Raw genomic sequence first — 20,890 nt, forward strand, 5'->3', positions numbered from 1 at the left:
ATGGCTCCTCGGCCGGCCCGTGCGGCGCCCGCCTCGGGCCGCGGGCCGACGGCCCGCAAGGTAGTCGCCGAGTGCCGGGCCACGGCATCCGGAACGATCCGGAGTGACAGCGCCCGGCGGTTCCCTGTAGAGCTGGGGGTGCCGTGAATTCCCGGCATCCACCGCCGCGTCGAGGGGGTAGGCGTGCATGCGTGACGCACGGGAACACGGGCAGCGCCGCCCCGCGCGAACCGCGGCGCCCGTGGGCTCACCGCACCGGCGTGGGCCGCGGGCACCGGGGGACCGCGGGGCGGTCCTTCGTCCGCACGGCGGGCAGCCACGCGGTGCGCCGCGCGGAGCCGGCCGGGAGCCGGACGCGGAACCACCCGTCGGACCGGGCACCCGTCTCGTCGATGATGGTCATCCCGCCGGGGAGCCGGCAGTCGACGGCGAGGACGTCACCGTGCCACACCCGTGTCGGTACGACGTTGTCGATGGTGTAGGGCCGCAGCGGATCGATGGCCAGGCCGAGGCTGCAGTCCGGCTGCCGGTCCGTGCGGTCGCCGCAGCGCTGCTCGACGTTGAACACCCGGACGCTGCCCGCGGCGTCGGCCACGGTGGCGGCGGGCTCGCCGGACCGGGCCGTCGAGGCGGGGCCTGAGCCGTGGGCGGCGTACGCCCAGACCGCCGCGGCCGCCCCGCACACCGCGACGGCCACGAGGGCGGCGCGGACCCCGCGGCGCCGCCCTGCCGCCGGGCGCCCCGCTGCCCCGGAAGAGTCCGCTCCCTGCCGGGCGTCGACGCGCGCCAGCAGACTCCCGGCGGTGTGCGCGGCGCGGCCGTCGTGGGTCGGGGCGAGGCAGTCGGCGGCCAGCTCGCACCAGAAGGGCGGTACGGCGTTGTCCATGCGCAGCGGTGCGCGCCCCTCGGCGTACTCCTGTGCCGCGGCGGCGCGCGAGACGGGAGTGGCACCGGGGAACGGCGAGGCGCCGGACGCGAACACCTCGTGGATCATGATGCCCAGCGCCCAGATGTCGGCGCTCTGCCGGACCCGCACCCCTTGCTCGCCGAGCGGGGCCTTCCAGCGCTCGGGCGGGAGATAGTCGAAGGTGCCCATCGGGGGCGCGTAGGCGTGGGTGCCGGTCAGTTCCGTGGCGAGGCCGAAGTCCGAGAGCTTGACCGAACCGTCCGGCATGAGCAGGACGTTGTCCGGTTTGAGGTCGCCGTGCAGCCAGCCCGCGCCGTGCAGATGGGCCAGGCCCTCGCAGATCTCGGTGATCAGCCGGGCGCCTTCGGCCTCGGTCACCCCCTCGCCGAGCCGGTCCCGCAGGCTGCCCGCGGCGCGCTCCATGACCAGCACGGTCGCCCCGTCCAGGAGCGGCCGGTCCGGTTCGTCGAGCACGACGGAGTCCAGCAGGCGGATCAGCCTCGGGTGGCGGTTGCGGTGGCCGAACTCCACCTCGCGCCGGGCACTTTCGGCGACCTTGTGAGCCTGCCGGGGCGCGAGCCCGCCGGTCGTCAGGACCTTGAGCGCGACGTCCTCCGGGCCCGTACCGGCACCGGCCGGCCGTCCCGCGTAGACCGTCGCCCAGCCGCCGGACGCGATCGGCTCGGTGACCTCCCAATCGCCGACGCGGTAGCCGCGCGGGAGCTGTTCCATGGCGTCGTCCCCCGCGGTGTCAGCAGGATCCCGCACCATTCCCTCCTCCGGTCCGCCGGCCGTGCCGGTGGGTGCCGCCCCCGCTCATCCCGTCGTCTCCCGCTCCCGCGTGCCCGCTCCGGCGCGGGGCGGCAGCAGGGCGAGATGCTCCTCCCGCACGAGCCCGAACCGCAGCGCGAGTCCGACGATCGCCTCCCGCTTGCCGTTGCGGCGGGCCTGCCTGCGGGGTTCGCCTCCGGCCGGGTCGCTGATGCGCATCTTCTCCTCGGCCAGGTAGTCGATGTGGGAGCTGACGGCGCGGGCCGTGAGACCACCGGCGGGGTGGCACCTGAGCCGTTCGACGATCTGCGGGGTGGTGGGCACGGCGACCGGCGACTCGTCACGCAGCCGTGGTTCGCAGAGCGCGACCAGCACGAGGAAGTACGTCGCCGTCTCGTCCAGGCAGTACGCGGTGACCGTGCGGCTCCCCCACGGGCCGCCCATGCCGTCCGGGTCGAGGTAGACGTGGTCGGGCGCGAACACCTGGAAAGCGACGGTGGTGCCGCGGCGGGTGGGCAGCACCACCCGGGAGAACTCGAAGGGGATGGGCGCTCCGGCCCGTCGTGGCGGCACCCTCAGGTACTCCCCCGCGCCTTCCGGATTCTCCACCAGATAGCTCTGGGTCGCGCTGTGGTTGCTGAGCTGCCAGTGGTCGTCGGTCACCCGGATCTCCCCCGCCAGCCGGGAGATCGCCGCGTCGGCGAGGCGGAGTTCGACCGGGGTCGTCGCGGATCCCCGTCCGAAACGAGCCACTTCCCCCGGGCCGAGCCGTAGCGTCACCGGCCCTCCCCCCGGCTCCCCGCCGGCGTCACCGCTCCCCTGCGGCAGGTGGATCACTATCCCGCTCACGGTCCCTCCTCACACCCCCGTCCACGGCACTCACGCCCGGGCCGCCCCCGCGGCAACCAGACACTCCCACACTTCCCGCACACCGTCACGCCGCCCGCCGGGCCGGGGACATGGGCCGCCGTGCCCCGGGGTCCGCCACGTCACCCAGGCCATCGGGGCCTCAGAGCCAGCCACGCCGTGCCGCCTGGACGCCCGCCTGGAAACGGGTGGTGGCGCCCAGTCCGGCCAGGAGGACGGAGACGCGGCGCACGACGGTGCGGCGGCCCAGACCCAGGTGGCGGGCGATCGCGTCGTCGGTGGCGCCGCTGGCCATGAGCGTGAGGATCTGCCGGTCCCGGGCGTCGATCTGGGTGCCGATGCCCGTGGCCGACACCGGGACCGCGAGCCGCCACAGGGACTCGAAGACATTGGACAGCGCCCGGAGCAGACTCGACGGACGGATCAGGAGGGAGACCACGCCCGGGTGGCCGTCGGCGCTGAGGGTGACCACCGCGAGGTCGCTGTCGCTGATGGCGAGCTTCATGGGCGGATCGTCCAGGGTGCGCGCCTGCTCCCCGGCCGAGATCATGCGCGCCATGTTGGGCCAGGCGACCGAGTCGTCGAAGGCCGATCCGGGGTAGATCGTGCGGTAGACGACCCCGGCGGCCATGCGCTCGCGTTGCAGCACTTCCTGTTCGAGATAGTGGTCGGCCGTCCCGGAGTACGGCGGCACGTCGATGACGCGGATCTGCCGGCGCGCGGACTGCTGGAGTTGCCGGCTGACCGTCAGGATGCGCGCGGCGTCCTCGACGACCTCCAGCGCGCCGTAGTGACCGGCGTCCTTCCTGACGAAGCGGTAGAGCTGTTCCAGTTCCGTGCCGACCTGCCGCCGGGCGGCACGGACGGCGTCGTCGCGCTGCGCCAGCGCCTCGACGACCTGCATGGGCGACAATGCCTCCCAGGTCGGCTCGCCGGCCCCGGAGTCCGTCATGACGACGATGTCCTCGGCCGCGAGTTCCTTGAGCAGCGCCCCGACGAGGGCCTCGCCGAGCCCGCACCGGGCCGCCAGCCGGGCCGCGGACTCACGCGGATGACCGACCAGGGACCGGTAGACCCGGCCGCGGTCGGAGTCCGGATCCAGCACGTCGTGCACGTCACTCCCCTCCCGTACCCCCGTCGGGCGGCAAATCCTACTGGGGAGTAGGCGCACCTGCGCCAGTGGCACAAGTGCGCCACCTCCACCTATGGCGCCGTGTGAAGCCCTGCGGTGAGATTCCGGGTGACCGGCTGCTCCACAAGCCACCGGCATCCAGCCCACCCCGAGGACAACCGATGAGATCAGTCCCGCAGGCCCGGCTGCCGCGCGCCAAGGCCGCGGTCGCAGCCATGGCCGCCGCCGCCCTGCTTCTCCTGGGCGCGCCTTCCGCGCATGCCCGCACCTCGGACCCGCCGAGGATGACCGACGGCTTCGGCCTGACCCAGACGGGCCCGGCCACCGGCACCGCCACCAACTTCGTGGTCACCGTGAACACGCCACAGGTCGCGGGTGAGCACCACATCCGCATCCTGCTGCCCGAGGGCTACGCGGACAATCCCGCCAAGCGCTACCCGGTGCTCTACTTCCTGCACGGCGCCTCCGACGACCCGGTCAACCCGAGGCTGGCCTACCCCGCGCTCGCGGCGGCCAAGTCGATGATCACGGTCATCCCGGACGGCGGCCGGCGGGGCTGGTACAGCAACTGGCTCGACCAGGACACCGCCGCGGGCGCGCAGAACTGGGAGAACTTCCACATCGGCCAGGTGATCCCGTTCATCGACGCCAACCTCCGCACCGTCGCGGCCAAGAAGGGCCGGGCCGTCGCCGGCCTCTCGAGGGGCGGCTTCGGCTCCCTCCACTACGCCCAGGCCCACCCCGAACTGTTCAGCCAGGCCGGGGCGTTCTCCGGTGCCGTGGACCTCTCCAGGGACCACGCCGTCATGCGGGCCGCCGTCGTCGCCACGCTGACCGACATCGGCGCCGCGCTCTGCGGCTCCAGCGGCCCCGCCTGCTCGCTCGACTTCGGGCCCCCGGTCTCCAGCGACGCGATCTTCGGCACGCCGTATCCGGTGTTCGACGCCGACTGGCGCTGGAACGACGCGGATCCGTCCGGCCACATGGACCGGCTGGCCGGCATGGGCATCTCGCTCTACACCGGCAACGGCGGCGGCAACCCCGCGGATCCGGAGTTCTGGGTCCAGTCGGCGACACAGCATGCCAAGGAACACCTGGACGCGCTCGGATATCCCTACCACTACGTGGACTACGGCAACGGCGCCGGCTGGGGCACCTGCGACGGCGGGCACGACTACGACTGCTGGGCCCAGGATCTCGTGGACTTCGTCCCGCGCCTCGAAGCGGCGTTCGCGGCCGCCTGACCCCAGCCTCCGGCAGACAGGATCTCCGCACATGCTCAAGAGACTGTTCGTCCTCCTGCTCGGCCTGGCGGTCGTCTGGACCATGGGGGCCGGTGCCGCACAGGCCGGGCAACGCCTCCAGGACAAGCGCGTCCACAACGCGATGCAGATCGTCTTCAGCACGTCGACGCCGGACAACTACTGCACGATCGGCGCGGTGGGCACGGACAAGTACGGCCACAGGATCGCCATCACGGCGGGCCACTGCATCAACGACCCCCGCTACGCGGACCGCGAGATCCACGACAACATCCAGCCCGTCTACGACCGGGCGGACACCGGGTTCGGCCCCCTCGGCTACGTGCGCTATTTCAAGGACCCCGAGGGCTCGCAGACGGGTCACGTCACCAAGGACTACATGGTCATCGAGCTGCTCCCGCGGACGGTGCTCTCCTCCCAGGGCCCCTACCTCAAGCAGACCGGCGAGCTGAAGGTCCCCGGGGGAACCGCCAGCCCCAACGCCCTCGACCCCGCGTCCGACAACGAACGGCTGATCGCCCCGGGCTCCGGGGAGATCATCACGTCGGGCCAGACGGGTTGCTGGTACGGCACGGTCATGGACAACGAGGACGGTGTCTACCTCTCGGCGGCCACGAACACGCTGGGCGACTCCGGGGGCCCGGCCATCTGGCACGTGCCGGGCACGGCTCTCCCCTCCCCGGACAACAACTTCCAGGCCGAGGGCCCCTGGGCCGGCATCACCAAGGGATTCACCCTGTCCCTGCCGCCCTTCCTCTACACCAGCTCGGCGAACATCCTCGCCGACCTGCGCGCCCGGGACGCCCGCACGCCCGGCGGTGTCTTCGGCGCGGGCTTCGAGGTCACGACCAACCCGTAGAGCCGGCCGCGGCACACGTCCGACGTCGCGCCGGATCCACCTCCACACCCTCAAGACCCTCAAGGGGAAGAAGCCTTGTCCATAGGGATACCGCCAAGACGCACGCCAGCGACCCTGCTCGGGGTGCTCGCGCTGGTGGCCGCTCTGTTCACCGCGGCACCCGCGGCGCACGCCGATGACACCGCGTTCGAGCTCCGCCCGCTGGTCCCGGCCGGCGCGGACCATCAGCAGAAGCTCAGGGCCGAGGTGGAGCACTGGACCCTCGCGAAGATGGCGGCCGTCGGCCTCAACCACGAGGACCAGGACGCCACTCCGCCGCCGGGAGGCTGGGACGACCTCGGCAAGCCCTGGCCGCGGGAGGCGGGGCTGGTCTCCCGCACCGCGGGCAAGATCTTCGTACAGTTCACGGACGTGGACACCGGCGCCGTCACCGAGGACGCGTGCTCCGGCGACGTGGTGAACAGCGCCAACCAGAGCGTTGTCGTGACCGCCGCCCACTGCCTGCGCATCCACACCCCGGTCAACATAGGCTTCGGCAACGTCATCGCCACCAACATGGTCTTCGTGCCGGGGTTCAACGGAGCGAACCTGCCCCGCCACACCACCAGCACGGCCCTGCCCGGCAAGGACATCGCTCCCTACGGTGTCTGGGGAGTGACCCGCGAGTGGTTCACCAACACCTGGAGCCAGAGCGCCGATTGGCTGCTGGGGCACGACATGGCCGCGGTGCTGGTGGCCAACCCCGATGACCCGCGGCCGATCGGCCAGGTCACCGGCGGCCAGGAGATCGGCTTCGGCCAGCCGCAGCGGCAGACCCAGTACGTCTTCGGCTACCCGACCATCAACGAACGCAACTACTACCGCCCCGGCAAGGTCTCCCCGCAGCTCCAGCGGACCTTCGACGGCCGCAGCCTCATGGTCGCCCAAGGCACTCCGTGGGCCGACCCGGTCTACTACAGCGACGTGATGCCCGGCGCGCTGTCACCGGGGTGCAGCGGCGGCGCCGTGCTGCAGAACTTCGACCCCGCCACCGGCAAGGGCCTCCAGACCGCCGTCTTCTCCCGCTACGACGACCCCGGCCAGATCATCGGCATCATGGGCTGGGTGGAGGGCCCCAACATGAGCTCCACCCACCTCGGTGACGAGGAACGGGCCGTCTACAACGTCGCCCAGTCGGCGAGCCCGGCGTAGGGCCGGGCCCTTTCCCGCACCGCTCGCGCGGCGCGCCACGGTCCGCCGTGGCGCGCCGTCGTCACAAGTGCCGCCCCCGCTCGGCCGAAAGCGGCCGACGGCGTGCCGGGGTGCGCGATGATGCCGGGATGACGCTGACATCGATGTGCTTGTGCCTGGTGACCCGGACCACCGCGACCGGCGACCGGGAGGTGCTGCTCGGCCGGAAGAAGCGGGGCTTCGGCGCCGGCAACATCGTGGGCCTCGGCGGCCACGTCGAGGCCGGGGAGACGCCCGCGCGGGCCGCCGTGCGTGAACTGGCGGAAGAATCCTCGCTGGTGGCGGCCGAGGCGGACCTGCGGCACGCGGCACGGCTGGTCTTCCGCTTCCCGGCCCGGCCGGGCTACGACCAGGAAGTGGCGGTGTTCCTCACCGACAGGACCGAGGGCACCGCCCGGGAGTGCGAGGAGATCGCGCCGTCCTGGTACCCGGTGGACGAACTGCCGCTCGGCGCGATGTGGGACGACGCGGGGCACTGGCTCCCGGACGTGCTGGCCGGGCTGCGCCTGGAAGCGGAGTTCGTCTTCGCCGACGACAACCTGACGGTGGCCAAGGCGGACGTCCACAGGGAACCGGTCCGCGAGGCCGGGTCAGGAGACTGATCTCCGTGACACCGGCAGCATCGCCACGACCGTCAGCACCTGGAACGCCACGGCTGTGAGCGTCAGCGCCCCCGCCCCGTGCGCCAGGACGAGTCCCCCGGCCAGGCTCCCGGCCGCCTGGCCGGCGTAGACCGCCGAACCCGACAGCGACAGCACCACCTGTGCCTGCTCACCACCCGCGTTGATCAGGCACTTCTGCAGGGCGGGGTTCATGGTCCAGCCGATCAGCGACCACAGCACGACCGTCACGAAGAACGCGACGACGGTCGGCGCGTGGTGGGAGCCGACGCGGGCCAGGAGCGCCATCAGCCCCATGACCGGGACGAGGGCCGCGGAGGAGAGCAGGGCGAGGCGCTCCGGCGGGAAGCGGTCGATCAGCACGCCGGTCACCAGGTTGGAGACCACTCCGCACGCGCCGTAGGCGAAGAAGACGAGGGCGACGGCGCCGCCGTGCAGCCCCGCGATGTGCTGGGCGGTCCACTCCAGATAGGCGTACAGCGCGAACATGCCGCAGAAGGTCAGCATGCTGACGAGCAGGACCGCCGGCACGCCGGGCAGGACGGCCGCGCGGGCGCGTTCGGCTATAGGCGCCTCCGCCGTGGGCGGCACCGAGGGGAGCGCGCGGGCGAGGCCGAGGAGGGCGACGAGGCTCAGCAGGGCGACGAAGAGGAAGGTGGCGCGCCAGTCGGAGAAGGCGGCGATGACGGTGCCGGCGGGGACGCCGAGGGCGCTGGCGATCGTGATGCCGCCGAGGACGGCGGTCAGGGCCCTGCCGCGTTCCCCGGGCGGGACGATGGCCGCGGCGGTGGCGGACGCGGCGGGCATGAACAGCGCGGTGGCCAGGGCGGCCACCACCCGCGCGGCCATCAGGACCGCGTAGTCCGGCGCGGCCGCGGCCAGGACGTTGGCGACGACGAAGCCGCCGAGGGCCGCCAGGAGCACCCTGCGCCGGTCCCAGTTGGCGGTGCCCACGGCGATGAAGGGGGCGGCCAGCGCGTAGACGGCCGCGAAGACGGTGATGAGCAGGCCCGCGGTGCCGACCGACACCGACAGGTCGTCGCCCACCGAGGACAGGACGCCGCTGATGACGAACGCGTCGGTGCCCAGGGCGAAGGAGCCGAGCGTCATCAGCAGGACCGGCCTCCTGGCCGGTGGGCTGGGGAAGAGGCCCGCCGGGCCCCGTCCGCCCGGCGCTAACCCCAAGGGTCTGCCTCTCCGGTCCCCTTCCTGGTGCCCCTTCCCGCGCCCGCGAGCGCCGCGGCACCCCGGAGTTCCGCGATGTCGGGAAACCCCGCCCGGCTCCACAGCCACAGCGGGGTGTGCACGTCGATGGGGGCCAGGGCGGAGCCGGCCAGCGCCTCCGCCCAGGTCCCGGCGACCGCCGCCCGGTGCGCCGCCGAGCCTTCGAGCACCTCGCTCCCGCACAGCCCGAGCCGCACCGTGGCCTGGATGACGTGCGTGTCGGGGGCGATGGTGATCAGTTCGCGGGACGTCCACCGCACGCCCGCGTACTGCTCCAGGGCGTACAGCCAGTAGTTGAAGATCTTCGGGCCGGACAGATAGGGGAACTCCGGCTTCCTGCGCACCCGCACGATGTCGCCGAGCCTGGCGATGTCCCTCCCCGCCGACGTCAGCAGGCCCGCGACGTCACCGTCCGCCGACGAGTCGGCGATCCCCCGGGCGACGCGGCGCCAGATCTCGGGGTGCCGGTTCGGCTGGAGGGCGACCCGGTGGGCGAGGAGGTGCCGGGCGAGGTCCTCGGGGGTGCGGTCGAGGACCAGCGCCGGGGTGAACACCCAGCGGGAGCCGGGGTCCTGGTATGCCGCGGCGACCGCCCGCCAGAGCGCGTAGCTGTCGCGCTGGTAGTTCAGGGACATGCCCAGCGTCAGGGTGTCCAGGAGGTCCTCGGGAGGCACCACCGCGACGAGCGCGTCCTCCGGCATGACCTCGCCGCCCAGCAGGCTCTCCCGGTGGGCGGCCACGAGGTCCCGGACCCGTGCCAGGACGGCTGAGCCTGTCGTCACGCTACCCCTTGTCGGATGTCAGGGCGCGCCCCATGGACGCGAGGATGTCCAGCCAGTACGGCTCGAGGCGCGTGTCGTCGGGAAGACCGGTCCGCCGGAGCTCCCGCTCGGCCGCGAGCACCGCGCCGTCCGTGCCGAGCGGTGTGCGGGCCGGCATGGGAGGCATGGCCTCCACCTCGTCCGCGCAGCTCAGGACGGAGCGCAACTGGCCTTCCTCGCCCGCATAGTAGTGGAGCGATCCGCAGTGATGGTAGTAGGAACCCAGCGCGAGCCCGAGCTCGTTGGCGACGGTCTCCTGCACCATGGTCAGGAGGACGACGTCGTAGGGCATCACCCCGATCAGGGACTGCGAGCGCATGGACGCGACGCAGTCGAGGCGGCCGCCGCGGTGCAGGAACTGCAGCGACCCGAAGCAGGAGAAGTCCCTCGGTTCGTCGCGGAGGTCGGCGGGGTGGATGAAGCCGAGGTAGGCCCTGCGGGTGGACAGGTCCCGCCTCATGAGTGCGATCAGGTCGCGCAGCGGTGAGGTGGTCCCGTCGCCGATGAGCCGCTGGGAGAGGCCGCAGACGAGTGTGCCGTCGTCGTCGGTGAACGCCTTTCCGCGCGCGTTGTAGGCGATCACCTGGTCCGCGCTCGCGCCCGGTGTCAGGGCCCACAGGTAGTTGGCGAAGGCGAAGCCCTTGTTGGTGTGCCGGCACGTGTCCGGAAGGAGGCGGTTCCTGGGGTCGCGTATCCGCACGGTCGGCGAGATCACCTCGTAGGTCACCCTCTCCGCCGTCCCGAAGCCGGAGCCGACCGAGGTCCGCGACCGCGGCCCGGGCACCCGGTCGCCCTCCTTCGCGAGCAGCGCCGTCAGGTGGTGGTACGCCTCGTGGAAGGACTCGAAGGAGTTCACTGCCGCACCCCCACCGCGATCGAGACCACGCTCTCGGGCAGGGACCCGTCGGCGAGATACGTGTCGGGGCTGTAGGGGCGCCCGGTGGGCGGCACCGGAGGACATTCGAGGAAGTCCGTGAGTGCCAGGCCGGCCAGCCGGAAGAGCTCCTTGGTCCGGGTGCGGTCGGGTGTGAAGGAGTGGACGCCCGGGACCTCCTTGCCGCTGGAGGAGACGAACCGGGTCGTGTGCGTGGTGCGCCGCCGGCCGGTGGACCACACCGCGGACGGCCAGGTGAGCACGATGCGCCCGGCGGGCGCGAGCAGTTGGGCCAGGCAGAAGACGCCGAGCGGGTAGGCCATCCCGTCGACCAGGGATCCCACGACCCAGTCGTAGGAGCCGTGTTTCGCGGGCAGGGCCCTGATCGGCTCCGTCATGACGTCGTCCGGCAGATAGCGGGCCATTCCGGCGCTGGACTCCTGGCAGGAGTAGTCGGCCTCGCCCGTGTCCACGGCCTGGCGGAGCCAGCCCCGCCCCGCGCCCACTTCGAGCAGCCGGGAGCCCGCGGGTGTCCTCCCCAGGATTCCGCTCAGCCGGGGAGCCGACGCGTGGTGGAAATCGGCGGTGGTGAGCCGTAGTTCGTCGATGAATTCCTCGGCGATTCCGGAATAGCCGACGCGGTTGTCGAGATCGACGGACCGGCAGTCCGGATACGCTTCCGCCGCCTTGTGCACCTCGAATCCCTCGCGTACCACGTGGGCGATCTCCTCGATGGTGTCCCTGTTGGCGCGGTGGAGGACGAGATGTGCCTCGTCGGCCATGCGTGACACCTCTTCCGGAGGCTTTCGCTCCGGGAGCAGGGTCACGCGGAACTCCGTGGCGGAGCGCGCGTCGGGGGCGGAAAATGAATCGGACTCCGCGGCCCCGATGTCCTTCAGCCTCTCCGCGAGTTCCGCCCGGCCGGCTCCCGCGGGGCCGCCGATGAGGACCGGGTGACGGGCGGTGTCAGTGGACATTGAAGACGACATCCCCTATTCGCGGCAGCAGGCAGAATCTGCACTTGGCGCAGTCGATGCCTTCCCGGTATTCCTCGGGACAGGCGATCTGCCGCACCTTCGGGCGCGCTTCCTCCGCCGCGGTGCCGGGCGCCCGCGGGTCCCGCACCCGGCTCACCCGCCAGCCTTCCGGAGGAGGGCCCATGGTGTGGTCGACGGAGGCGAAGAGCTGGACGTTGGGCAGCCGCCTGAGCTCCTCGAACGCGGGGAGCATGGCCGGGATCACCCAGGAACGCGTGTAGGCCCAGAACAGGTGCTGGGGCACCGCGCGGGCGATGTCGCGCCACATGGCGACATACCGCTCGCCGAAGAAGTCCCCGGAGGAATGCACCCGCACGGCGACCACGGGAGGGGTGGCTCCCCGCGCGGCGTCGGCCAGTTGCCCGAGAATGATCCGGCCGAGACCTTCGGGGTCCTCGCGGGCGTGCCGTTCATTGGCGAACCACAACGGCCGGTTGAAGACGACCTCGCCGCTCGTGTCCCCGTTGTAGCAGTTCCTGGCGCACCAGTCGCTCGCCCCGGGGCATGTGCGCAAGGTCGGCAGATTCCATACGAGAACGCATCCGATGTGTTTTCCCGACATCCCCGTCTTGATGTTTCCCGGTTCGAGTGCGGGGTGGTCGACAGACGGAGCGGAAATGCCCACAATGGGGAGACCCCGCTGCTGTGCCAGATATCGGGATCTCTGCTGGATCTCCCGTTCCGATGGTATGGCCCGTTTCACTTTTCCCCCGAGCAGTGCAGCCCGCATGCTCCTTGATGACCAGGAAGCTAGCACAGGGGGTGAAGGCTGTGGAGAGGTCGGGAGTCCGTCCTCCGGTGGTATTCAAGCCAATTGAACTCGTGATATTCGACTGTGACGGCGTATTGGTCGACAGTGAATGCATCGCCATGCGGGTCCATGTCCTGCTGGGCGCCGAACTGGGCTGGCCCCTCACCGAGGACGAGGCGGTCGAGCGGTTCATCGGCCGCTCCATGCTGTCCATCACCGGCCAGGTCGCCGCCCGGCTGGGCAGCCGGGCGGCCGCGACGTGGTGGGAGCGGTTCGTCGAACTGCACCGCCGCGAGGTGGACCTCGGCCTGCTGCCGGTCGAGGGCATGCCGGAGGCGCTCGACGCGATCACGCTGCCGACCTGTGTCGCCTCCAGCGGTTCGCACGAGAAGATGATCCACACCCTCGGCCGCACCGGCCTCTACGACCGCTTCGCGGGCCGCATCTACAGCTCCACCGAGGTCGCCCGGGGCAAGCCGGCGCCGGATCTCTTCCAGTACGCGGCGCGGCGGATGGGCGTCGACCCCGCGGCGTGCGCGGTGGTCGAGGACAGCCGCCCCGGCGTCGAGGCGGCCCGCGCCGCCGGCATGCGCTGCTTCGGCTACTCCGGCGGGCTGACGCCCCGCGCCTGGCTCGAAGGCCCCGGCACCGTGGTCTTCGACGACATGCGGAGCCTGCCCGCCCTGCTGACGGGGCGGTGGTGACCGGCCCCGCCGCCGGCCTCCGGTCCGTCTACGCCGCCGCGCCGCGTGCCACGATCCGGTAGGCGTTGGAGAAGCGGGTGCGACTGAGGAGCGGTGTGAGCAGTTGCTCCAAGCCGTACACACCGACCAGGAAGGGAAAGGCCGACCAGAACATGGCCTTGCGAGCCTTCCGCTGGAAGTCGCGGGGAGGCTGGGCGTGCCAGGGTTCGTCGGCGGGCGGCAGGGCGTGAGCGAGGACGAGGGCCGCGGCGCCCGTGAGGTCGAACGAGGTGTGCGGCTCTTGCCGCGCGACAGCGACAACGGTGAAGCCCTGTGCCTCCAGTTCACGGCGGAGGTTGGCGATCGGCATGAGGTGCAGGTGCTGCGGCTGGAAATACGGCACCCACCAGCGACGCAGGACCGCGCTCATCGCGCTCTCCGGGTCCGGGACCTCGATGATCAGGTGGCCGCCCGGGGCGAGAACGGTCCGGGCGGCGGTCAGCTCGGCGCGCGGGTCGGTGGTGTGCTCCAGGTAGTGGAACATGCTCATCGTGTCGTACCGCCCCTCCAGCTTGGGCGCGAGCTCGGTGAGGAGGCCCCGGTGCGCCTCGGCGATCCGGCCCTGCCGCGCGCCCTCCTCGACTCCCGCACCGAGGTCGAGACCGTCGAAGACCGTGTCCGGATGGACCGTCCTGGCCGCGTCGGGGAAGTGCCCGTGCCCGGTGCCGACGTCCAGCCAGCGGCGGGGAGAGCCGAACGGCAGCAGGGCACGCGCACTGGCCTGGTAGCGCTTGCGGTTGCCCTTGCGGCCGAAGAGCATCTCCGCGTTGGCGGCGCCCAGGCCGTCGTAGAAGTCCCGGTAGTAGAAGGCCAGTCCCTCGGACGTGAGCCGGGGGTTCTGGAAGGAGTGGGAGCAGTCACGGCACTGGTCGAGCACGAAGGTGCCGGGCTTGTGCTGGATCAGGTCGACGGTGCGCAGCCTGGTACGCAGCCGGGAGGAGCCGCACCAGGGGCACGCGGTGCTCTTCGGCCCGTGGAAGCGTTCCGTGCCGTCGGCGAGTTCGCGCTGGTAGTCGACGCGGAGCTGGGCGACTTCCTGGGTCCGGTTCATGGGCTTCCTGGTTCTCCCTGTCATGGGGTGGCGAATTCTTCGAGGTGCGCGGCCGCCGCGGCGGCGCCTCCCGCGGCACGGAAGGACTCCTGGACGCGGCGGGCGGCCGCGCCGTACTGGGGAGAGGCGAGCACGCCGTCCAGCGCGGCGCCGATCGTGCGGCGGTCGCCGCGGCCGAACCGGATCCGGATCCCGGCACCGGCCGCGGTGACCTGGGCGGCGATCACGGGCTGGTCGTCCCGGATCGGGGCGACGACCAGCGGCACCCCGTGCAGCAGGGACTCCGCGACGGTGTTGTGGCCGGCGTGGCAGACGACCGCCGACGCCTGGCGCAGCAGGTCGAGTTGGGGCATCCGGCGCACGGCCAGCACGGCGTCGTCCGAGGTGCCGCCGAGCGCCCCGGCCGGGTCGGCGATGACGGCCTGGAGGTGCCGTGACCTGTCCCGTACGGCGGCCGCGCACTCGGTGAGGAAGCGGGCGCCGAGATCGGTGTTGGCGGTGCCGAGGGAGACCAGGACGGTGCGCCGCGCGGGGTCCAGCCGCTCCCGGGGGAAGGGCGCCGGTTCGGGCCGCCGGGTGAGCGCCGGGCCCACGAAGCGGGTCTGCGGGGGCGCGCTGTGGTCCCCCGCCAGGGCGGTGGTGGTGAAGGCCAGGACGAGGTCCGGCGAGAAGCGCGGGTCGTGGGTGCGCGCCGGGTCGCCGAGCGTGCCGCGCAGCCCGGCCAGCAGGTCGTGGATCCACGCCTCGACCTTGGGCGTGCCGCCGAGCGCGGCGGAGAACTCGGCGGAGGTGGTGGCGGAGGTGGCGTAGGGGATGCCGAGCCGTTCGGCCACGAGGGCCCCGGCGAGCGCCTGCTGGTCGGCGACGATCACCTCCGGGCGGAAGGCGACGGCGGCCCGTTCCACCCCGGGGGCCATGGCCAGGGCGAGCGGCCCGAGGAAGTCCTGCCACAGGAAGCGCAGCGCGGCGACCCCGCGCAGTTCGGGGGGCCGGCGCAGATCGGCGGGTGTGTCGCAGGCGTGGACCTCGGCGTCGGGACCCGCCAGCTCCTCGACGATGCCGGGGGCTCCGGCCCAGGCCACCCGGTGTCCGCGCCGGGTGAGTTCGCCGGCCACCGCGACGGCGGGGTTGATGTGTCCGACGAGCGGCGGCACCACGAAGAGGAACCGGCTCATACCCGCAGGCCCTCCGTCCGGTGGCGGTGGCGGTGGCCTGTCCCGAACCAGTCGAGCATGAGCGTCCCGACGGTCCCCGGGTCGCCCACGAGCACGGAGTGGCCGTGGCCCGCCACCCGGTGGGTGCGGCAGTCGGGGAGCAGGGATTCGAGCCAGGGTGCCGTGCCGGCGAGGTCGGAGGTGTCCCCGTACACCGCCAGGACGGGCAGGTCGAGGGTCCGCCAGCGCTCCTCGGCGGGGGTGCGGCTGGCCGCGATGTCCGCGGCGATCGTCGTCCCCTGCAGCAGTGGACGGGCCCAGCGGACGAGGCGGGCCTCGTGCCGGCCGTAGGTCCGCTCGATCCAGGGCAGGGTGCGGTCCTCGCGGAGCCGGCTCGCCGAACCCGCCAGCAGACCGCTCATCTTGGCCGCCCAGGCCGCGGTGGGCGGTTCGGACTCCACGGCCAGGAGGCTGGCGACCCGGCCGGGGTGGCGCAGGGCGTAGTCGAAGGCGACGGTGCCGCCGAAGGAGTTCCCGGCCAGGTGGACCGGCCCGGCGGTGTCCAGGCCCTCGACGAGGGCGGCGAGGTCGTCGGTGAAGTCCTCCAGGCGGTAGCCGGTGGCCGGGCGTTCGCTGCGGCCGTGGCCGCGCTGGTCGTACATCACCACGTCGTGCCCGGCCGCCGCGAGCAGCGGGGCGACGGTGAAGTAGTAGCTGGTCAGGTTGTCCGTGGCGATGCCGTGCACCAGAACCACGGTGTCCTGCCCGGCCGGTCCGATGCGCAGGGTGTTCAGGCGCGGGCGGCGGAGCGTCACCCGAGGCGTCCGGCGATGTGACGGACCATGTGGCCGACGGAGAGCTCGATGATCTCGGTGAGCTCCAGGGAGGCGAAGTAGGCCGGGAAGTCGACCCGTTCGCCATAGCGGCGTGCGAGTTCGCCGGTGAGGGTGACCAGGTCGATCGACTCCAGGTCGAGGTCCTCGACGAAGCGGGTGTCCATGGTGACGGCCGTGCCTTCGAGACCGATCTCGGGGATCACGCGGTGCAGTGCCTCGGTGAGTTCGGCGAGGACGGCGCGCTCATCGGTCCCCGGGAGGGGGGTGACAGCGTCGGACGTGGGGGTGGTGGTCATGAAGGGCTCTCCTCGTGGTGCTGCCGGTGGGCGTCCTCGGTCCAGGCGACGATGTACCGGCGGGGCCGCAGACCCGCCGGGTTGCCGACCTCGGCGAGGGACACGGGGTGGGTACGGCCGGAGGGTGTGCGGACCGTCAGCCGGTCGCCGTCGGCGCTGACGACGCGGAAGTCGCGCGGTCTGCCCCGCAGTCCGGTGCCCTCGGCCTTGGCCGCGGCCTCCTTGGCCGCCCAGAAGCGGGTGAGGGTGTGCGCGCCGCCGCCGAGGGCGTCGTGGAGCGGGAGCTCCTCGGGGGCCAGGGCCGCGTCGCGGGTGGCGTCCGGCCGCTCGGCGATCTCCTCGATGTCGATGCCGGTGGGCGCGGCCCCGGCCGGGCGCACCAGGGCGACGGCGGCTTCCGCGCGGTGGGCGAGGGAGAGGTCGAGGGGCGGCAGTTCCCGGCCGTGCACGCCTTCCAGGTGCGGGCGGCCGCTGTCGTCGTTGCGCACCCGGATCTCGGCGGGGAAGACCGGGCCCGCGCCGTGCTGCCACAGGTGGTGGCGTACGGCGTCCTTGGCGGCGATCCGGCCGAGCAGCCATTGCGGTCTCCCGCGCGGCGGCCGGGCCGCGTAGGTGTCGCGTTCGGCGCCGCCGAGCACGTTGCGCATCATCAGCTCGCGGGAGGCCGGGTCGGGGCAGTGTTCGAAGACCAGGTGCCAGCCGCCGGGCTGGACCCGCGCCAGCGTGCCGCGCCCGGGCCGGCGCCGGATGGCGTCGGTGGCGGCCGGTGAGTCGAACCGGCGGTCCTCCCAGCCGCTGATCTCGCACCAGACGGTGCCGCGGTGGCTGAGCTGGAGGTCCGCCGTCAGCTGGGTCCCGGTGAGGGAGGTGATCCGGATGTGGCAGTCGAGGCGTTGGCCCGCGGCGGGTTCCGGGCCGTGGAAGCGGATCTCGCGGACCCCTGTCGGCAGCACCACCGTGCGGTCGGGGTGGGTGGCCGTCAGCCAGTAGCCGAGCAGTTGACCGGCGCTGTCGAGGAGCGCGCCGGGCGCGGGTGGTGCGGTGAGGACGCCCCGGACATGCCGGGCGCCGAGCGCGGTGACGGTGGTGACGCCCTGGAAGAGCGGGCCGTGGAACATCCAGCGTCGCTCGTACATCTCCCGGGCCGTGACGGTGGGCGCGTCCTCGTGGGCGGGGACGGGCCAGCGGGCGGGCGGTGCCGGGTGGCGGGCCGCCGTCTCGGTCTCCGCGCGCGCGTACCGGCCCAAGCGCACGGTGTGGCGGCCCGGTTGCCCGGGCACGGCCCGTACGGTCAGCTCCACGTCGACGGCGGGCTCGGCGACCAGCCACTCCAGGAACCGGGCCCCGCGGACCGCGACCGTGACACCGGTGCCGGGCGCGGGCACCGCGTCGGCCATGTGCCGGATCATGGTGGCCGCGGGGACCACCGGCCACCGGTCGCCGATGTCGGGCCAGTCCGGCCGCTGGCGGTAGAAGCAGTGGTCGACGAGGTACGGCATGGTGTCGAGGGCGACCCGGAGGGTGGTGGTCCGGAGCGTGGTGGTCCGGAGAACATCCGCCGTGGGACGAGGGATGTCGTGCGCCGCCGCGAAGAGGTCCGCCGCCGCGTCGGCCGTCTCGCTCAGCAGGGCTCGCAGTTGTGCGGCCTCCGGGAACCGCCGTGCGGCGTCCTCCAGCCGCCCGGTTCCGGGGGCCGCCGTCCCCGGGGCGGTGAGCGCGCCGCGCAGCACCGTACGGAGCCGGTCCCGGGAGGCGGGTTCGAGGTCGACCGGACCCGCGTCCAGTCCGAGCCGTACGCCCGGCGTGGGGGAAGGTGACGGGGGTGACGGGGGCGGCGCGACGGTCGTGGTGCCGCGGGCCTCGCCGGGGGCCAGGGCCGCGAAGTCGGGCTCCGCGCCGTAGGCCCAGAGTCCGGCCACGGCGCGGCGCAGCCCGCCGAGACCGTCACCGCGGGTGTCCCCCGCCGTGACCGCCAGGTGCTCGCGGTCGGCGAGGATGTCGCCGACCAGGGCCGGCAGCTGGCCGTGTCCGGCCTGGACGAAGGCGCGGAACCCTGCGGCGTGGAGGGACTCGACGAGGCCGCGGAACCGGACCGGCTCCAGGAGGTGGCGCACGGCCAGCTCGCGGATCTCCGGCTCGCCGTCCGGGAACGGCGCGCAGGTCGTCCCCGACCAGACCGGGACCGAGGGACGGTGCAGGGTGAAGCGCCGCATCCCCTCGCGGATCGGTCCCAGATAGGGGGCCAGCATGGGGGTGTGGAAGCCGGATTCGAAGGGCAGCGGGCGCCCCAGGACGCCTTCCCGGCGCAGTCGTTCCGTCACCTTCTCCGTCTGGGCCGCGGGGCCGCAGACCACGCATTGGTGCGGGGCGTTGTCGTGGGAGAGCACCACCTCGCCGATCCCGTCCAGCGCCGCCTCCACCTGGGCGACGGGCGCCCCGAAGGCCACGAAGACCAGGTCCGGGACCCGCAGGGACAGGGGGTCGAAGTCCCTCAGGAAGGCGTCCACTTCCTTGTCGGCGAAGATGCCGCCCACGGCCATGGCGGTCCACTCCCCCACGCTGTGCCCGGCCAGGGCGTCGGGGGTGACACCGGCGCGGCGCAGCGCCCCGGCCAGGAGCCGTCCGGCGTCGACGACGGCGGCGCCGTGCTCGCCCACGGCGCCGACCCGGGCCTGCTGCCAGGTGGGGCGGGGCAGTCCGAAGTGGCGGGCGACGTCCTCGCCCTGGGGGGTGAAGCCGGCTTCCAGGCCGGGGAAGAGGAAGGCGGTGCGGCCGCCGCCCGGTCCGAGCAGGGGGCGGGGCGCGAACCAGACGTCGCGGCGGCCGCCCCAGGCCCGGCCGCGGGCGACCACCTTCCGGGCCAGTGCGAGGCGTTCGGCACCGGGCCCGGCCACGACCAGCCGGGTGCCTCCGGCGCCGGCGGTCCCGCCCGCGCGCAGCCGCTCGTCCCCGGCTTCGAGCAGCGTGCGCAGTTCCTCGGCCGTGTCCGCCGCGATCCGCAGGACGGGGTCGGGCTCGGCGATCCTGAGGGCCGGGGACGCGGTGCGCCGCTTCCCGGCCGTGGGGCGGAACTCCTCCAGGACCACATGGGCGTTGATGCCGCCGAAGCCGAAGGCGTTCACCCCGGCCCGGCGCACCTCCGCGTCCCAGGGGCGGGCCACCGGGGAGGGGCGGAAGCGGGTGGCGAGCAGGCCGGGGTGGGGGTCCTCGCAGTGCAGGGTGGGCAGGAGCACCTGATGGTGGAGGGCCAGGGCCGCCTTGACCAGGCCCGCCGCGCCCGCCGCCGGCATGGTGTGGCCGATCATCGACTTGACCGAGCCGATCACCGCGTCGGGTTCCCGCGCGGGGCCGAACACCCGGCGCAGTGTGGTCATTTCGGCGGCGTCGCCGTTCGGGGTGCCCGTGCCGTGTGCTTCCAGCAGGCCGATCGACCCGGGGGCCGCGGGATCCAGTCCGGCGGCCGCCCACGCCTGCCGGACCGCTCGGGTCTGGCCGTCCGGGTCGGGGTTCACCAGGGCCGCGGCCCGGCCGTCGCCGGCCACCCCGGTGCCCCGCACCACCGCGTAGACCCGGTCGCCGTCGCGCACCGCGTCGGCGAGCCGTTTGAGGACGACCACCGCGGTGCCCTCGCCCATCAGCACGCCGTCGGCGTCCCGGTGGAAGGGGCGGATCCGCTCGGTCCGGGAGAGTGCTCCCAGCCGGGCGAAGACCGACCACAGGGTCACGTCGTGGCAGTGGTGCACGCCTCCGGCGAGCATCACGTCGCAGCGCCCCGCGGCCAGTTCCCCCACCGCCTGGCCGACCGCGAGCAGCGAGGAGGCACAGGCGGCGTCGACCGTGTAGGCGGGACCGCGCAGGTCCAGCCGGTTGGCGATGCGCGAGGCGGCGAAGTTGGGGACGAGTCCGATGACCCCGTCGGGGCTGTCGGGCCCCAGGGCCTCCTCGAAGGCCGTACGGACCTGGGCCAGCCTCTCCTCACCGACCTCGGGCAGCAGCTCCCGGAGGGTACGGGTCAACTGGCCCGCCGTACGGACCCGTTGGTCGAGCCGCGCCAGCCCCGGCGTCAGATAGCCGCCGCGGCCGAGCACCACGCCGACCCGCGCGGGATCCGCCGCCGCGAGGCCGCCCGCGTCGGCGATCGCGGCCGCGGCCGTGCGCAGGGCGATCAGCTGGTCGGGCTCGATGGCCTGGACGGAGCCGGGCATGATGCCGAAGGCGGCGGGGTCGAAGCCGGTGAGCCGGTCGTCGACGAACCCGCCGCGCCGGCAGTAGATGGCGCCGGAGCGGTAGGCGTCCTGGTCCCAGCGCCCCGGCGGCACCTCGGAGATGGCGTCCACGCCGGTGAGGAGGTTGTGCCAGTACCGGTCGAGATCCTCGGCGCCGGGCAGCGTGACCGCCATGCCGGTGACGGCCACCGGTTCCCGCGCCGGATTTCCGGGGAGGGGGAGGTGCACC

18 protein-coding genes are annotated in these 20,890 nt (G+C 73.1%); 5 read left to right on the forward strand and 13 right to left on the reverse strand.

Going from position 1 to position 20,890, the window contains the following annotated elements; translation table 11 throughout:
- Positions 1 to 247: 247 nt before the first annotated feature.
- The 3 genes from ACH427_RS11555 to ACH427_RS11565 form a co-directional block, all read right to left on the reverse strand.
- Positions 248 to 1,639, reverse strand: a complete 1,392-nt coding sequence (locus ACH427_RS11555) for a serine/threonine-protein kinase (RefSeq protein ID WP_398869453.1) — start codon at positions 1,637 to 1,639, stop codon at positions 248 to 250.
- A gap of 84 nt (positions 1,640 to 1,723) precedes the next feature.
- Entirely contained in the window at positions 1,724 to 2,527 is an 804-nt protein-coding gene (locus ACH427_RS11560; RefSeq protein WP_398869235.1) for a serine/threonine protein kinase, read from the reverse strand.
- A 160-nt stretch (positions 2,528 to 2,687) separates the two neighbouring features.
- On the reverse strand, positions 2,688 to 3,659 hold the full coding sequence (locus tag ACH427_RS11565) for a hypothetical protein (RefSeq protein ID WP_398869236.1): 972 nt from the start codon (positions 3,657 to 3,659) through the stop codon (positions 2,688 to 2,690).
- Positions 3,660 to 3,838: 179 nt separating this feature from the next.
- Between ACH427_RS11565 and ACH427_RS11570 the strand changes: the two genes are divergently transcribed.
- The 4 genes from ACH427_RS11570 (at position 3,839) to ACH427_RS11585 (ending at position 7,630) form a co-directional block, all read left to right on the forward strand.
- Positions 3,839 to 4,921 carry an alpha/beta hydrolase gene (locus tag ACH427_RS11570; RefSeq protein ID WP_398869237.1) on the forward strand — a complete coding sequence of 361 codons (1,083 nt, stop codon included), beginning with the start codon at positions 3,839 to 3,841 and terminating at the stop codon, positions 4,919 to 4,921.
- A gap of 31 nt (positions 4,922 to 4,952) precedes the next feature.
- Positions 4,953 to 5,798, forward strand: a complete 846-nt coding sequence (locus tag ACH427_RS11575) for a hypothetical protein (RefSeq protein WP_398869238.1) — start codon at positions 4,953 to 4,955, stop codon at positions 5,796 to 5,798.
- Between the two features lie 123 nt (positions 5,799 to 5,921).
- Positions 5,922 to 6,989: a trypsin-like serine peptidase gene (locus tag ACH427_RS11580; RefSeq protein ID WP_398869239.1), complete on the forward strand. Its 1,068-nt coding sequence runs from the start codon at positions 5,922 to 5,924 to the stop codon at positions 6,987 to 6,989.
- Positions 6,990 to 7,117: 128 nt separating this feature from the next.
- A complete protein-coding gene (locus ACH427_RS11585) occupies positions 7,118 to 7,630 on the forward strand; it encodes an 8-oxo-dGTP diphosphatase (protein ID WP_398869240.1) in 513 nt (170 codons plus the stop codon).
- On the opposite strand, the gene ACH427_RS11590 is transcribed toward ACH427_RS11585, so the two are convergent.
- From ACH427_RS11590 to ACH427_RS11610, 5 genes are all read right to left on the reverse strand, one after another.
- Entirely contained in the window at positions 7,619 to 8,758 is a 1,140-nt protein-coding gene (locus ACH427_RS11590; RefSeq protein ID WP_398869241.1) for an MFS transporter, read from the reverse strand. The genes ACH427_RS11585 and ACH427_RS11590 overlap by 12 nt on opposite strands.
- A 65-nt stretch (positions 8,759 to 8,823) precedes the next feature.
- The gene (locus ACH427_RS11595; RefSeq protein ID WP_398869242.1) at positions 8,824 to 9,654 is read right to left on the reverse strand and encodes a hypothetical protein; all 831 of its coding nucleotides are present in this window, start codon (positions 9,652 to 9,654) and stop codon (positions 8,824 to 8,826) included.
- Position 9,655: 1 nt separating this feature from the next.
- Entirely contained in the window at positions 9,656 to 10,549 is an 894-nt protein-coding gene (locus ACH427_RS11600; RefSeq protein WP_398869243.1) for a thymidylate synthase, read from the reverse strand.
- Positions 10,546 to 11,544: a hypothetical protein gene (locus tag ACH427_RS11605; protein WP_398869244.1), complete on the reverse strand. Its 999-nt coding sequence runs from the start codon at positions 11,542 to 11,544 to the stop codon at positions 10,546 to 10,548. The genes ACH427_RS11600 and ACH427_RS11605 overlap by 4 nt, the downstream gene beginning before the upstream one ends.
- Complete coding sequence (locus ACH427_RS11610) at positions 11,534 to 12,118, reverse strand: hypothetical protein (RefSeq protein ID WP_398869245.1); 585 nt, start codon at positions 12,116 to 12,118, stop codon at positions 11,534 to 11,536. Before ACH427_RS11610 ends, ACH427_RS11605 begins: the two co-directional genes overlap by 11 nt.
- Positions 12,119 to 12,426: 308 nt before the next feature.
- Here ACH427_RS11610 and ACH427_RS11615 point away from each other — a divergent pair, with 308 nt between their 5' ends.
- Positions 12,427 to 13,059 (forward strand): HAD family hydrolase, encoded by a 633-nt coding sequence (locus ACH427_RS11615; protein ID WP_398869246.1) that lies wholly within the window; start codon positions 12,427 to 12,429, stop codon positions 13,057 to 13,059.
- Positions 13,060 to 13,087: 28 nt separating this feature from the next.
- On the opposite strand, the gene ACH427_RS11620 is transcribed toward ACH427_RS11615, so the two are convergent.
- Genes ACH427_RS11620 through ACH427_RS11640 form a run of 5 tightly spaced genes read right to left on the reverse strand, consistent with a single transcriptional unit; the run spans position 13,088 to position 20,889 of the window.
- Positions 13,088 to 14,149 (reverse strand): class I SAM-dependent methyltransferase, encoded by a 1,062-nt coding sequence (locus ACH427_RS11620; RefSeq protein ID WP_398869247.1) that lies wholly within the window; start codon positions 14,147 to 14,149, stop codon positions 13,088 to 13,090.
- Positions 14,150 to 14,169: 20 nt separating this feature from the next.
- The gene (locus tag ACH427_RS11625; RefSeq protein ID WP_398869248.1) at positions 14,170 to 15,324 is read right to left on the reverse strand and encodes a glycosyltransferase; all 1,155 of its coding nucleotides are present in this window, start codon (positions 15,322 to 15,324) and stop codon (positions 14,170 to 14,172) included.
- A complete protein-coding gene (locus ACH427_RS11630; protein WP_398869249.1) occupies positions 15,321 to 16,118 on the reverse strand; it encodes an alpha/beta fold hydrolase in 798 nt (265 codons plus the stop codon). Before ACH427_RS11630 ends, ACH427_RS11625 begins: the two co-directional genes overlap by 4 nt.
- Positions 16,115 to 16,435, reverse strand: a complete 321-nt coding sequence (locus tag ACH427_RS11635; RefSeq protein WP_398869250.1) for an acyl carrier protein — start codon at positions 16,433 to 16,435, stop codon at positions 16,115 to 16,117. Before ACH427_RS11635 ends, ACH427_RS11630 begins: the two co-directional genes overlap by 4 nt.
- The gene (locus ACH427_RS11640; RefSeq protein WP_398869251.1) at positions 16,432 to 20,889 is read right to left on the reverse strand and encodes a beta-ketoacyl synthase N-terminal-like domain-containing protein; all 4,458 of its coding nucleotides are present in this window, start codon (positions 20,887 to 20,889) and stop codon (positions 16,432 to 16,434) included. Before ACH427_RS11640 ends, ACH427_RS11635 begins: the two co-directional genes overlap by 4 nt.
- Position 20,890 lies beyond the last annotated feature (1 nt).

Source organism: Streptomyces sp. NPDC020379, assembly GCF_044387105.1.
Lineage (GTDB): Bacteria > Actinomycetota > Actinomycetes > Streptomycetales > Streptomycetaceae > Streptomyces.